The sequence below is a fragment of the Pseudodesulfovibrio pelocollis genome (assembly GCF_030282845.1).
Classification (GTDB): domain Bacteria; phylum Desulfobacterota; class Desulfovibrionia; order Desulfovibrionales; family Desulfovibrionaceae; genus Pseudodesulfovibrio; species Pseudodesulfovibrio pelocollis.
The window spans coordinates 22,467-35,538 of sequence record NZ_JASTWE010000039.1 but is presented as its reverse complement, the minus strand read 5'-3'; the positions used below and the strand labels follow the sequence as shown (position 1 = coordinate 35,538).

Here is a 13,072-nt window from a genome sequence, read left to right as displayed (position 1 = left end):
AAAGAACCCTTTGTAAAGGGTTTTTCCTCCCCTTCCCCCGGCCGCCGGAGGCGATTCACCCCTAAAGCGCGCCTTCGAGGCGGAGCAGGCGCTCCTTGAGCTTGATGCCTCCTTCGCCCGAGAAGCCCGTGAGTTTGCCCGAGGCCCCCACCACCCGGTGGCAGGGGTAGACCAGGGGGAAGGGGTTGGTGGCCATGGCCCGGCCGATGGCCCGCGCGGCCCCGGGCCTGCCCGCCTCGGCGGCCAGCTCGCCGTAGGTGCGCGTGGTGCCCAGGGGCACCCGGGCCAGGGCATCGAGGGCGGCCCGCTGAAACTCGGTCAGCCGGGAGAGGTCGTAGGGCAGGGCGGGCCAGTCCGGCTCAATGCCCGACACATACCGGAAGAGCGCCTGCTTGAGCAGCCGGGCCTCGTCCGAGAGCACGGGCGACTCGGCCACGGCCGTGGCCCAATGCACGTTGAGCCGGATCAGGCGTCCGCCTTCCCAGGTCAGGGACAGGGCCAAGGGATCTGCGACGATGCATTCCTTCATGGCAATTCTCCTTTGTATTCCGGTGAAAACCAGGGCGGTGGCCCGGCGGCCGCGCCGCAGAGCCTCCCCTGGCGGATGTCGGCCGCATCGAGGTGGACGCGCACCGCGTTGTGCAGGGCGCGCATGTTTCCGGCCCAGGCCGGGGCCAGCAGCTCGCCCCGGGCCGGGTTGGCGTTGAGGCGGTGGACCACCGTGGCGGGCGAAAGGCGCTCCAGGGCGTGGCCGAGCTGGTCCAGATACTCGTCCAGGCCCGGCGGCTCGTATTCGCCCCGATCATGCAGGCGCGCCAGCCGTGTGCCCCGGGCCACATACACGTTGTGAAACTTGATGCCGCGCACGGGCAGACCGTTGACAAAATCCACGGTGGCGGCCAGATCATCGCGGTCCTCGCGCCCCACGCGACCGCCGGGGGTCGGCAGCCCGGCCATGACGTGGGCCACCACGGTCAGGCCGCGCCGGGCCGCAGCCCGGGCCGCATCGGCAAAGGCGGCCGAGTCGTGCCCCCGGCCGATGTGGGCCAGGGTGGCGTCATTGGCCGACTGCAACCCCAGCTCCAGGGTCAGGTCGGCCAGTCCCAGGGTGTCGCGCCGCTCGGCCAGCAGGTCGAGCTTGTCAGGGTCGAGGCAGTCGGGCCGGGTGCCGATGCTGAGGGCCACCAGCCCGGGCAGACCCGCCAGGGCGTCCAGGGTCCGGGCCAGCCGCTCCACCGGGCCGTGGGTGTTCGAGAAGGATTGCAGATAGGCCGTGTACCGCTCCACACCGCCCCGGCCGCCATGGACCGAGCGCCAGAAGGCCCACTGGGCCGGGATGTCTTGCCCTCTGGACAGCAGGCCCGAGCCTGATCCGGCCGGATTGCAGAACACGCAGCCGTCCGAGGCGATGGTCCCGTCGCGGTTGGGGCAGGAATAACCGGCGTCCAGAGGAATTTTCAGAACTCTTCCACCATAACGCTGGCGCAGATGGGTAGAAAGGGCGTAGAGTCTGTCCATGCTTTTTTAGAAAAAGTTGAGAAAAAATGACCAAGCCGGGTCAAGCGTATTGCCTGGGCTGGTTTCATTTGGTACGAATCCGTAGTTGAAATGAGACGCTAGCGCACTTCCCTGTCATTGGAAAGTGTCTCCAAACATATACGCCACACTGTGACTTGAAGGGAACGGGGGTTGCATGGGAAGCCTGTTTAACAAGATTATCGGCTCTTTCTCCAATGATCTCGCAATTGACCTGGGGACGGCCAACACGCTGGTCTATGTCAAGGGCAAGGGCGTGATGCTCTCTGAGCCCTCGGTGGTGGCGGTCAAGAAGGACTCGCGCGGGGGCAAGGCCGTGCTCGCCGTGGGTGCCGAGGCCAAGAAGATGCTTGGCCGCACACCCGGCAACATCGTGGCCATCCGGCCCATGAAGGACGGTGTCATCGCCGACTTCGAGGTGACCGAGGCCATGCTCCGGCATTTCATCTTCAAGGTTCACAACAGCCGCCGTCTGGTGCGGCCGCGGATCATGATCTGCGTGCCCACCGGCATCACCCAGGTGGAAAAACGGGCAGTACGCGAGTCGGCCCAGTCCGCAGGCGCGCGCGAGGTCTACCTGATCGAGGAGCCCATGGCCGCGGCCATCGGGGCCAACCTGCCCATCACCGAGCCCACCTCCAACATGATCGTGGACATCGGGGGCGGCACCACCGAGATTGCCGTCATCTCCCTGTCCGGCATCGTCTACGCCCGCAGCGTGCGCATCGGCGGCGACAAGATGGACGAGGCGATCATGCAGCACGTCAAGCGCAAGTACAACATGCTCATCGGCGAATCCACGGCCGAGCAGATCAAGATCACCATCGGCTCCGCCTACCCGATGGGCGACGAGGAGCCGGTCATGGAGGTCAAGGGCCGCGATCTGGTCACCGGCATCCCCCAGAACCGGCCCATCACGGCCGAGGAGGTGCGCGAGGCCATCAGCGAGCAGGTGGAGGGCATTGTCCAGGGTGTGCGCATCGCCCTTGAGCAGACCCCGCCGGAACTGGCGGCCGACATCGTGGACCGGGGCATCGTCCTCACCGGCGGCGGCGCGCTGCTCAAGGGGCTGGACATGCTCCTGCAGCACGAGACGCAACTGCCCATCACGGTGGTGGAAGACCCCCTGACCGCCGTGGTGCTCGGCTCGGGCAAGGCCCTGGACAACATCGACCTGTACAAGGACATCACCACTGACTAGGTAACCGGAAGCGTGAAAAAGCCCAAGAAGATCGCCATCGTGATCGTGGCGGGGCTCTTCGTGTACCTGAGTCTGTATACGTGGAACCTGCGCACCGGGCATCTGGACGCCCTTTCAAGTCATACCGGCCTCGATATCGCGAGCCTTGTGATCCGCCCGGGACAGTGGGTCTTGGAGAAGGCCACGGACTTTTGGGAGCGGTACATCCACCTCGTCGGCCTCAAGCAGCAGAACGACGATCTGGCCCGGGAAAACGCACGGCTGGTGCGCAAGAACATGATCCTCGCGGCCGAGGCGCGTTCGGCCGAGCGGCTTGAACGGCTGCTCGGCTTCACCCCGCCGGACCACTGGGAGTTCAGCGGGGCGCGGGTCGTGGCCCATCGCATGGGCCCGACCGGATCGCTGGCCACCCTGGCCGTGGACCGGGGCGGGGCCTCCGGGGTGTCGGCCGACATGCCGGTGGTCAGCCTGGACGGCGTGGTGGGCCGTGTGCTGCGCGCCGGGGCCGTCGCCTCCACCGTGCTGCTGCTCACCGACGCCAACAGCCGCATCGCCATCATCGGCGAGCACAACAGGACCCCGGGCATGCTCGCGGGCCAGGGCTACGGCGAGCCCCTGACCGTCCACTTCATGAACCTCAACGCGGTCATCGACCCCGGCGAGCTGCTGCTCACCTCAGGCCTTTCCGGCATCTTTCCCAAGGGGCTGCCCGTGGCCCGGGTGGTCCGGGTGCGCCGCTCGGACATCTCCCTCTTCCTCACCGTGGAGGCCGAACCCCTGGTTGACGTGGCCGGGCTGGAAGAGGTCCTGCTGCTCCACCAAGCGCCGGAAGCCCCGGACGGACCGGAAGCGGCACAGACAAAGGAGCCCGGCCCGAAGCCCGCCCATGCGCCGGGCACGACCGCCCGGGAGGAAGCCGCCGGTGTTCCCGAGCACTAACATCGTGGCCCTGCTGTGGTGGAGCGCCTACACCGCGGCCGCCATCTGGCTCCACAGAACCGTGCCCGGCGTGGACCTCCTGGCCCCGGGCATCGTCCTCTCCCTGCAAGAGGACGGCGGACGGCGCACCGTGTGGCTCGGCCTGGCCTGGATGCTGATCATCGAGGGCACGGGCAACCTGCCCTTTGGCTACGGACTGGCGTGGTACGGGGTGCTTGTGGCCCTCTTCCTGCTGGGCCGGTCGGTGTTCGAGGCGCGCTCCCTGGTTTTCATGGCCCTGCTGGGGCTGGCTCTGGGCGCGCTGCACCCGGTCATCACCCACAGCCTGGCCTCGTTGGCCGAACTGACCGTGGACGGCCGCCGGCTGCTCCTCGAAGGGGCGCTCCAGGCAGCGTTCTTTCCGATTGTCTGGGTCATCGCCGACAAATGCTATCCGAGGATGTTGAGGCAGGATGTCAAACATCTATGACAACACCAGTCAGCAGCCCCCGCGCGCGGGACTGCTCCTGCTCCAGGCGCTCATCTTCCTGGTGTTCTGCGTGTTCGCCGTGCGCCTGTGGTTTCTCCAGATCCATCGCGGCGAGTTCTACGCCCGCAAGGCGCAGGAAAACCAGCTGCGCCAGGAGTCCATCTTCTCCCCGCGCGGCCTGATCCGCGACCGCAACGGCGACCTTCTGGCCGTCAATGAGCCTGCCTATGCCCTGGGCCTGGTGCGCGAGGACTGCCCGGACGTGGACGGCACTCTCAGACAGGTGGCCGAGTGGACCGGCGGCAGCTTCGACGGCCTCAAGGAACTCTTTGTCAAGAACCAGAAACGGGTCAAGGGCTTCGAGCCCATGATCCTGGTCCCTGACCTCTCCTTTGATCAGGTGGCCCTCATCGACACCAACAGGCTGCGCTGGCCCGGGCTGGCCATCCAGGTGCGGCCGCGTCGCCAGTATCGGCACGGCAAGCTCCTGGGTCATGTGCTGGGCTATGTGGCCGAGGCCAACGAGGACGAGATGGAACGGCGGCCCGAACTGGCCCTGGGCGACTATGTGGGCAAGCAGGGCATCGAACTGGTCCTTGAGGACCGCATGCGCGGGGTCAAGGGACGCACCCAGTTCGAGGTGGACGTCACCGGACGCAGGCTCCAGGAGCGCGTGCTCAAGCACCCCCGCGCCGGGCACGAGATTTCCCTGTCCATCGACCTGGGGCTTCAGGAGCTGGCCATGGACTGGCTCGACGAGGAAGCGGGCGGCGTGGTGGTCATGGACGCGGACACGGGCCAGCTCTGGGCCCTGGCCACCTCCCCCTCCTATGACCCCAACGCCTTTTCCTCGGGCCTGAGCGCAGCCCAGTGGGCCGAACTGCGCGACGACCCCCAGCACCCCATGCAAAACCGCGTCATCCAGTCGGTTTACCCGCCCGGATCGGTCTTCAAGCATGTGGTGGCCGGGGCCGGGCTGCATTACAACATGATCGACCCCAAGGAAGTGGTCCACTGCCCGGGATTCACCCAACTGGGTAGCCACGTCTTCCGCTGCTGGCGCAAGGGCGGCCACGGCAACGTCAACCTGGAACGCGCCCTGGTCGAGTCCTGCGACGTCTACTTTTACAGACAGGGCAAAAAGCTCACCGTGGACCGCATGAGCGAATTCGCCTTTGCCAGCGGCTTTGGCACCCTGACCGGCATCGACCTGCCCCACGAGAAGGCGGGCAACATCCCCACCCGCGAATGGAAACGCAAGCGGTTCGGCGAGGGCTGGCAGGGCGGCGACAACCTGAACATGGCCATCGGCCAGGGCTACACCCTGACCACGCCGCTCCAGGTGGCGCGGTTCTTTGCTGCGGCCCTCAACGGCGGCAAGCTGCTCAAGCCCTTGCTGCTCAAGGACGAAAAGCCCGTGCTCCAGGGACAGATACCCCTGAACCAGGATCAGCTGGACCTGCTCTACCGCGCCCTGGTGCGCACCGTGGAGGACGACCGGGGCACCTGCCGCAGGCTGCGCACCGCTGGCGTGATCGTGGGCGGCAAGACCGGCACGGCCCAGGTGGTGCGCCTGACCGATGCCCTCAAGGCCCTCAAGGACGACGACATCCCCTACCGCTTCCGCGACCACGCCTGGATGGCGGCCACGGCCGAGAAGGACGGCAGGCGCTTTGCCATCGTGGCCATGATCGAACACGGCCTGCACGGCAGCTCCGGGGCCGGACCCGTGGTCAAGGCCCTCATCGACTACATCTTCTACGGCAAGGTGACCCCCAAGCCCGAGGCCCAGAAGGCCAAGTCCCGGGCCGCGCGGCTGCTCTCGTACAACGCAACGGGGGGCGGCCGTGCCAATTGACCGCAGGCTCATCCTCTCCATCAACTGGCCGCTTTTGGGGCTGGCCGTGGTCCTCTTCCTGCTCGGCACCCTCAACCTGTATTCGGCCAGCGGCTACCGGCTGGAGGACGGCATGAACATGGCCCCCTACTTCCTGCGCCAGCTGGTGTGGGGAGCCATGGGCTTCGGCGGCATGCTCCTGGTCATGGTCTTCGACTACCGACACCTCAAGACCATCGCCTGGCCGCTCTTCTGGATCACCCTGGCCCTGCTGGTGGCCGTCTTCTTCGCGGGCAAGACCATCTACGGCGCACGCCGCTGGCTCGATCTCGGGTTCATGAACTTCCAGCCCAGCGAGCTGGCCAAGATCGCGGTGCTCCTCGTGGGCGCGCGCATCCTGGCGCGGGAGCGCGAGCCCTTGGGCTTTGTCCGGCTGGGATACGTGCTCGGCGTGGGCCTGCTGCTGGCCGGGCCGGTCATCCGCCAGCCCGACCTGGGCACAGGGCTTTCCCTGATACTCATTCTGGGCGGGATGATCCTCTACCGGGGTGTCACCCCGCCCGTGTTCAAGACCGCCCTCATCGCCATCCCATCGCTGCTGCCCCTGGCATGGCTCTTCCTGCACGACTACCAGAAGCGGCGCATCATGACCTTTCTCGACCCCACCACCGACCCCCTGGGCGCGGGCTACCACATCATCCAGTCCCAGATCGCCATCGGCTCGGGCGGATTCTGGGGCAAGGGCTTTTTACAGGGCACCCAGTCCCAGCTGCGCTTTCTGCCCGAGCGGCACACGGACTTCGCGGTGGCAGTGTTCTGCGAGGAGTGGGGCTTTGCCGGAACCATGGTTCTGCTCACCCTCTTTTGCCTGTTCCTCTCGCAGATGGTGAATGTGGCCAAGGACGCCAGGGACCTCTTCGGCAGCTACCTGACGGCAGGTGTGTTCTTTTATTTCTTCTGGCAAATCCTCATAAACACGGGTATGGTTCTCGGGCTGATGCCGGTGGTGGGCATCCCCCTTCCCTTCATCAGCTACGGTGGCAGTTCAACACTGGTGAACTTTTGTCTCGTCGGGCTTGTGCTAAATGTGTCAATGCGCCGGTTCCTGTTCAAGCAGAACTGACGCAGGCACTCTCCGCGCAAGCCTCGGAGCATAACTTTTCTTTTCCGAGGAGCGCGTTTTCATGGCGAGAGACGAAATCAACGCTTTTCTGGGCGCAGGGACCAACTACCAGGGAAAACTCAACTTCCAGGGTGCCGTGCGCATAGACGGCAACTTCCACGGCGAGGTCGTCTCCGACGGAACCCTGGTGGTGGGCCAGGAGGCCGTGGTGGAGGGGCAGATCCGCGTGGGGCAGCTCGTCCTCTCCGGCAAGCTCCTGGGAGAGGTCGAGGCCGTCAACAAGGTCGTCCTGCACAAGACGGCCAATCTGCATGGAAACATCCGCACACCGGTGCTGGTGGTGGAGGAGGGCGCGGTGCTCGAAGGCCAGCTTGTCATGGGCAGCCTCGACACCACCTCACCCGGCATCACGGCCGGTACACCGGAGATTGATTCCGACTAGGGCGGCGCGAGTCCCTGTCCGGTCCCCAAACACCGCTCCAAAAGCCAAAAAGCCTTTGACACAAGCGCTGAAATTGGGTAATCCGCAGTGACTTTGCGCTAAAATTCACAACCTCTCGGGGGGCATACGGCATGGTTATACCTGACAAAACAATCTTTATCCAGGGCGTGAACTTCCTTGTCACGATCTTCGTTCTGAACGTTCTGCTGATCAAACCCATTCGGGAAATCATCAGCAAGCGCAAGGGGTTGATGGACGACCAGATGGAGAAGATCGACGCCTTCAACGCAGGCGCAAGCAAGAAGCTGGAGGACTACGAGAGCCAGCTGGCCGCGGCGCGCAAGGAGGCCAACGAGATCCGCTCGTCCATGAAACTGGACGCGACAGCCACGGAGCATTCGCTCATGTCCGAGGCCGGAACCGAGGCCGCCGGGACCATCCAGGCCGCCCGCGCCGAGATCAAGATCCAGGTGCAGGGCGCCATGGAGCAGTTGACCAAGGACGTGAACAAATTCGCCGAACAAGCCACGGGCAAGATCCTTGGTCAGGCTTAGTCAAGGCAAGGAGGGATTCATCTTGAAACGGATGTATGTGTTTTTCGCGGTCCTGGTGACCGCACTGGCGATGGCTTCGGTCGCCCTTGCCGCTGCTGACGGACACGCGCTGTTCACGACCGAGAATCTGACGGACTATGCCTGGCGCATAGGCAACCTGATCATTTTCGGCTGGCTGATCTACAGATTCGGCGGGGCCAAGATCAAGGGCTTCTTTGTCGGACGCCGCGACCAGATCAAGCAGGAGCTTGACGACCTGCAGAGCCGTCAGGCCGAGGCCGAGAAGAAGCTCAAGGACGTGGAGGCGGGCATCGCCAACATGGCCCAGGAGAAGGCAGCCATCATCAGCGAGGCCCGGGCCCAGGGCGAGGCCATCAAGGCCGCCATCATCGAAAAGGCCAACAGGGACGCCGCCGCGCTGAAGGAACAGGCCCAGCGCACCGCGGCCAACGAGGCCCAGGCCGCAGTGGACTCCATCCGCGCCGAAATGGCCGAGATGGTCATGGCCGCCGCCGAGAAGATCGTCGCCGAGAAGCTCAGCGCGCAAGACCACGAGAAGCTCGTGGATGACTACTTAACAAAGGTGGTGCTCAATTGACCGGTAACGTAGTTTCCCGCCGCTACGCCAAGGCCCTGTTCACGATCGGGGCCGCCAAGGGCGAGGCGGAACAGAAGGCATACGGCGAGCAGTTGTCGGAGTTGGCCCAGTCTGTCCAGGCCGCTCCGGAGGCCATCGCCTTCTTCAAGAACCCCTCCTTTAGCGCGGAGGAGAAGAAGGCCGTTCTGAATAAAATGGTTGAAAAGGCATCGGTGGATCCGATGGTCAGAAACTTCTGCGACCTGCTGGCCGACAAGGGCCGGGCCGAGATGCTTCCCGCCATCGCTTCCGATTACAAGGTGATGATGGACGTCGTGTCCGGCGTTCTCACCGGTGAGTTCGTCACCGTGAGCGACATGAGCGAGGAGAGGAAGGCGCAGATCAAGGCCCGCCTCGAAGAGCAATGCGGCAAGAAGCTCGAACTGACCTTCCTGGCCGACAAGGCCATCCTCGGCGGCATCGTCCTCAAGATCGGGGACAAGGTCATGGACGCAAGCCTCAAGGCTCAGCTGCAGATTTTGAAGGAAAATATTAAAAGGGGTGAGTAGGGCAATGCAGATCAAAGCAGAAGAAATCAGCAAAATCATTCAGGACCAGATTCAGAACTATGAGTCTCGTGTTGAAATGAGCGAGACCGGCACCGTCCTCTATGTCGGTGACGGTATCGCTCGTGTGCACGGTGTCGAGAATGTCATGGCCATGGAGCTGCTGGAATTCCCGGGCGGCCTGATGGGCATGGTGCTCAACCTGGAAGAGGACAACGTCGGTGTCGCCCTGCTGGGCGAGGACACGGGCGTCAAGGAAGGCGACCCGGTCAAGCGTACCGGAAAGATCTATTCCGTCCCTGTCGGCCCTGCCTTGGCAGGCCGCGTGGTCAACCCCCTGGGTGAGCCCATTGACGGGCTCGGCCCCATCGCCACCACTGAAACCCGCCCGGTCGAAATGAAGGCCCCCGGCATCATCGCTCGTAAGTCCGTTCACGAGCCTTGCTACACCGGCCTCAAGGCCATCGACGCCATGACTCCGGTTGGCCGCGGCCAGCGCGAGCTTGTCATCGGTGACCGCCAGACCGGCAAGACCGCGGTGTGCGTTGACGCCATCCTGGCCCAGAAGACCACCGATGTGCACTGCTTCTATGTGGCCATCGGCCAGAAGAAGGCGTCCGTCGCCCTGGTGGCCGACATCCTGCGCCAGCACGGTGCCATGGAGTACACCACCATCGTCTCGGCCACGGCCTCCGAGCCTGCCCCGCTGCAATTCATCGCCGCCTACACCGGCGCGACCATGGCCGAGTACTACCGCGATAAAGGCGAACACGCCCTTATCTGCTATGATGACCTTTCCAAGCAGGCCACTGCCTACCGCCAGATGTCCCTGCTGCTTCGCCGCCCTCCGGGACGCGAAGCCTACCCCGGCGACGTTTTCTACCTCCACTCCCGGTTGCTGGAGCGGTCCTGCAAGGTCAACGACAGCCTCGGCGCCGGTTCCCTGACCGCCCTGCCTGTCATTGAAACCCAGGCTGGCGACGTGTCCGCGTACATCCCGACCAACGTTATCTCCATTACCGATGGTCAGATCTACCTGGAGCCCAACCTGTTCCTCGCCGGTGTTCGCCCCGCCATCAACGTCGGCCTGTCCGTTTCCCGCGTTGGCGGTTCCGCGCAGATCAAGGCCATGAAGCAGGTGGCCGGCACGCTCCGCCTTGACCTCGCCCAGTACCGTGAGCTTGCCGCGTTTGCCAGCTTCGGTTCCGATCTTGACAAGGCGACCCAGGCCAAGCTCAACCGTGGCGCGCGCATGGTCGAAATCCTGAAGCAGCCCCAGTACAAGCCGCAGACCGTGCAGCAGCAGGTTTCCATTCTGTTTGCAGGCACCCGTGGCTACCTGGATGACGTCCCGGTCACGGCTGTCCAGAAGTTCGAGGCCGAGTTCCACGAGTTCATGGCCAACGCCAAATCCGCAGTGCTCGACGCCATCGTTGAAAAGCAGCAGATTGATGCCGATGTCGAAGCTGCCCTCAGGGCTGCCATCGAAGAGTTCAAGAAAGGCTTCAGCGCTTAACTAAGGGGTAGCCAATGGCATCGTTAAGAGACGTCCAAAATCAAATTGTTGGCGTCAAGAAAACCAAGCAGATCACCAAGGCCATGAACATGGTGGCCTCGGCAAAACTGCGCAACGCGCAGAATCGCATCGAGCGGTTCCGTCCGTATGCGGACAAGTTTTACGAGATGCTCGGTGACTTGGCGGCTGGGGCCGACGAATCGGTCCATCCGCTGCTGGAAGTCCGGGACGAAGTGAAAACCGTGGGTATCATGGTGACCACTTCCGATCGCGGCCTCTGCGGCGCATTCAACGTCAACATCATCACCAAGGCCATGAAGCTGGCTCAAGAGAAGGCCAAGGAAGGCAAGGCAGTCAAAATGTACTGCATCGGGAAGAAAGCCCGCGACGCCTTCAGGAAAACGGACTTCGAAATCGTACGGGCGCAAGCCGATGCGATGGGCAGCTTTGACTTCACTCTGGCCGCAAGCGTCGGCAACGAACTCATCGCGGGCTACATCGCAGGCGAGCTTGACGAAGTGCATGTCGTCTTCGGTGAATTCGTCAGCATAGCGAAGCAGATCCCTGTCGACCTCACCATCCTGCCCATGGCAGCGACGGAGCCCGGCGAAGCCGCCTCCGGTGGTTCCGGGGACTACTTGTACGAGCCGTCTGTGGAGGGCTTGCTGGCCGAGCTTCTGCCTCGGTTCATCAAGGTGCAGGTTTACCGTGGCCTGCTCGACACGTCAGCGTCCGAGCACGCCGCCCGCATGGCCGCGATGGATAACGCCACTCGCGCCTGCGATGACATGACGAAATCTCTGACCTTGTTGTACAACAAGACCAGACAGGCAGCCATCACTGCCGATCTTATGGACATTGTCGGCGGCGCTGAAGCGCTGAAAGGATAAAGGGGGCTATTAAAAATGGCTAATACTGGAAAAATCGCACAGGTAATCGGCGCCGTTGTCGACGTCGAATTTGCCGATGGGAATCTTCCCAACATTCTGTCCGCGTTGGAGATCAAAAACCCGAATAATACGGATGCACCCGTGCTGATCTGCGAAGTCGCGCAGCACCTGGGTAACAACGTTGTCCGCACCATCGCCATGGACGCCACCGAAGGTCTCGTCCGCGGCATGGCCGCCCTGGACCTCGGCCAGCCGATCTCGGTTCCGGTCGGTGCCGGTTCGCTGGGCCGCATCATGAACGTTGTCGGCGAGCCCGCCGATGAAATGGGTCCGGTTCCGTGCGAGAAGCGCATGCCGATTCACCGCCCCGCACCGGCCTTCACCGAGCAGTCCACCAAGGTTGAGCTGCTCGAAACCGGCATCAAGGTCGTTGACCTGCTCATCCCGTTCCCCAAGGGTGGAAAGATGGGCCTCTTCGGCGGCGCCGGTGTCGGCAAGACCGTTATCCTCATGGAGATGATCAACAACATCGCCAAGCAGCACGGCGGCATCTCCGTTTTCGCCGGTGTTGGCGAGCGCACCCGCGAGGGCAACGACCTCTACCACGAAATGAAGGACGCCGGCGTTCTGGAGAAAGCCGCCCTGGTCTACGGCCAGATGAACGAGCCTCCGGGAGCCCGCGCCCGCGTCGCCCTGACCGCGCTGACCTGCGCCGAGTACTTCCGCGATGAGGAAGGCCAGGACGTGCTGCTCTTCGTTGACAACATCTTCCGCTTCACCCAGGCTGGCGCAGAGGTCTCCGCACTGCTGGGCCGCATGCCTTCCGCGGTTGGCTACCAGCCGACCCTGGGCACGGACCTCGGTGGCCTGCAGGAGCGCATCACCTCCACCAACAAGGGTTCCATCACCTCGGTCCAGGCCGTTTACGTGCCTGCCGATGACTTGACCGACCCCGCACCGGCCACCACCTTCTCGCACCTCGACGGTACGCTGGTTCTGTCCCGCGCGATCTCCGAGCTCGGCATCTACCCGGCCGTTGATCCGCTCGACTCCACCTCCCGCATCCTGGACCCCCTCGTTATCGGCGAAGTGCACTACGCCACCGCCCGCGAGGTCCAGTCCGTGTTGCAGAAGTACAAGGAACTCCAGGACATCATCGCCATTCTCGGCATGGACGAGCTCTCGGACGAAGACAAATCGACCGTTGCTCGCGCCCGCCGCATCCAGCGCTTCCTGTCCCAGCCGTTCCACGTCGCCGAGGTCTTCACCGGTGTTCCCGGCAAATACGTCAAGACCGAAGACACTGTGAAGGCCTTCCGTGACATTCTCGACGGCAAGTACGACGACCTGCCCGAGCAGGCCTTCTACATGTGCGGCGGAATCGAGGAAGCCATCGAAAAAGCCAAGCAGTAAGCGAGGTAA

Annotated in this window: 14 protein-coding genes; 12 read left to right on the top strand and 2 right to left on the bottom strand. The window is 63.7% G+C overall.

The window, feature by feature from the left end; all coding sequences use genetic code 11:
* Positions 1-61 precede the first annotated feature (61 nt).
* Positions 62-529: a methylated-DNA--[protein]-cysteine S-methyltransferase gene (locus QQS14_RS12950; RefSeq protein WP_285907425.1), complete on the bottom strand. Its 468-nt coding sequence runs from the start codon at positions 527-529 to the stop codon at positions 62-64.
* Positions 526-1,518: a tRNA modification radical SAM protein MnmL/YtqA gene (gene mnmL, locus QQS14_RS12945; RefSeq protein WP_285907424.1), complete on the bottom strand. Its 993-nt coding sequence runs from the start codon at positions 1,516-1,518 to the stop codon at positions 526-528. Before mnmL ends, QQS14_RS12950 begins: the two co-directional genes overlap by 4 nt.
* A 175-nt stretch (positions 1,519-1,693) precedes the next feature.
* Here mnmL and QQS14_RS12940 point away from each other — a divergent pair, with 175 nt between their 5' ends.
* The 12 genes from QQS14_RS12940 (at position 1,694) to atpD (ending at position 13,063) form a co-directional block, all read left to right on the top strand.
* The gene (locus QQS14_RS12940; RefSeq protein ID WP_285907423.1) at positions 1,694-2,737 is read left to right on the top strand and encodes a rod shape-determining protein; all 1,044 of its coding nucleotides are present in this window, start codon (positions 1,694-1,696) and stop codon (positions 2,735-2,737) included.
* A 12-nt stretch (positions 2,738-2,749) separates the two neighbouring features.
* The gene (gene mreC, locus QQS14_RS12935) at positions 2,750-3,676 is read left to right on the top strand and encodes a rod shape-determining protein MreC (protein WP_285907422.1); all 927 of its coding nucleotides are present in this window, start codon (positions 2,750-2,752) and stop codon (positions 3,674-3,676) included.
* The gene (locus tag QQS14_RS12930; RefSeq protein ID WP_285907421.1) at positions 3,660-4,145 is read left to right on the top strand and encodes a hypothetical protein; all 486 of its coding nucleotides are present in this window, start codon (positions 3,660-3,662) and stop codon (positions 4,143-4,145) included. The genes mreC and QQS14_RS12930 overlap by 17 nt, the downstream gene beginning before the upstream one ends.
* Positions 4,129-6,003 carry a penicillin-binding protein 2 gene (gene mrdA, locus QQS14_RS12925; RefSeq protein WP_285907420.1) on the top strand — a complete coding sequence of 625 codons (1,875 nt, stop codon included), beginning with the start codon at positions 4,129-4,131 and terminating at the stop codon, positions 6,001-6,003. Before QQS14_RS12930 ends, mrdA begins: the two co-directional genes overlap by 17 nt.
* A complete protein-coding gene (gene rodA / locus QQS14_RS12920) occupies positions 5,993-7,105 on the top strand; it encodes a rod shape-determining protein RodA (protein ID WP_285907419.1) in 1,113 nt (370 codons plus the stop codon). Before mrdA ends, rodA begins: the two co-directional genes overlap by 11 nt.
* Before the next feature lie 61 nt (positions 7,106-7,166).
* Positions 7,167-7,547, top strand: a complete 381-nt coding sequence (locus QQS14_RS12915) for a bactofilin family protein (RefSeq protein ID WP_285907418.1) — start codon at positions 7,167-7,169, stop codon at positions 7,545-7,547.
* A gap of 131 nt (positions 7,548-7,678) precedes the next feature.
* Positions 7,679-8,101, top strand: coding sequence for a F0F1 ATP synthase subunit B (locus QQS14_RS12910; protein WP_285907417.1), 423 nt, complete (start codon positions 7,679-7,681; stop codon positions 8,099-8,101).
* A 22-nt stretch (positions 8,102-8,123) separates the two neighbouring features.
* A complete protein-coding gene (locus QQS14_RS12905) occupies positions 8,124-8,699 on the top strand; it encodes a F0F1 ATP synthase subunit B (RefSeq protein WP_425607928.1) in 576 nt (191 codons plus the stop codon).
* Complete coding sequence (gene atpH, locus QQS14_RS12900) at positions 8,696-9,247, top strand: ATP synthase F1 subunit delta (protein WP_285907416.1); 552 nt, start codon at positions 8,696-8,698, stop codon at positions 9,245-9,247. Before QQS14_RS12905 ends, atpH begins: the two co-directional genes overlap by 4 nt.
* Positions 9,248-9,251: 4 nt before the next feature.
* On the top strand, positions 9,252-10,760 hold the full coding sequence (gene atpA, locus QQS14_RS12895) for a F0F1 ATP synthase subunit alpha (protein ID WP_285907415.1): 1,509 nt from the start codon (positions 9,252-9,254) through the stop codon (positions 10,758-10,760).
* Between the two features lie 14 nt (positions 10,761-10,774).
* On the top strand, positions 10,775-11,650 hold the full coding sequence (locus QQS14_RS12890) for a F0F1 ATP synthase subunit gamma (protein WP_285907414.1): 876 nt from the start codon (positions 10,775-10,777) through the stop codon (positions 11,648-11,650).
* Positions 11,651-11,665: 15 nt separating this feature from the next.
* Positions 11,666-13,063 (top strand): F0F1 ATP synthase subunit beta, encoded by a 1,398-nt coding sequence (gene atpD / locus QQS14_RS12885; protein ID WP_285907413.1) that lies wholly within the window; start codon positions 11,666-11,668, stop codon positions 13,061-13,063.
* Positions 13,064-13,072 lie beyond the last annotated feature (9 nt).

Bases quoted from the DNA above. Each gene is read 5' to 3' on its own strand.
- mrdA (WP_285907420.1), top strand. From the start codon at position 4,129: ATGTCAAACATCTATGACAACACCAGTCAGCAGCCCCCGCGCGCGGGA.
- QQS14_RS12915 (WP_285907418.1), top strand. From the start codon at position 7,167: ATGGCGAGAGACGAAATCAACGCTTTTCTGGGCGCAGGGACCAACTAC.
- QQS14_RS12890 (WP_285907414.1), top strand. From the start codon at position 10,775: ATGGCATCGTTAAGAGACGTCCAAAATCAAATTGTTGGCGTCAAGAAA.
- QQS14_RS12910 (WP_285907417.1), top strand. From the start codon at position 7,679: ATGGTTATACCTGACAAAACAATCTTTATCCAGGGCGTGAACTTCCTT.
- mnmL (WP_285907424.1), bottom strand. From the start codon at position 1,518: ATGGACAGACTCTACGCCCTTTCTACCCATCTGCGCCAGCGTTATGGT.
- QQS14_RS12950 (WP_285907425.1), bottom strand. From the start codon at position 529: ATGAAGGAATGCATCGTCGCAGATCCCTTGGCCCTGTCCCTGACCTGG.
- QQS14_RS12940 (WP_285907423.1), top strand. From the start codon at position 1,694: ATGGGAAGCCTGTTTAACAAGATTATCGGCTCTTTCTCCAATGATCTC.
- atpA (WP_285907415.1), top strand. From the start codon at position 9,252: ATGCAGATCAAAGCAGAAGAAATCAGCAAAATCATTCAGGACCAGATT.
- atpD (WP_285907413.1), top strand. From the start codon at position 11,666: ATGGCTAATACTGGAAAAATCGCACAGGTAATCGGCGCCGTTGTCGAC.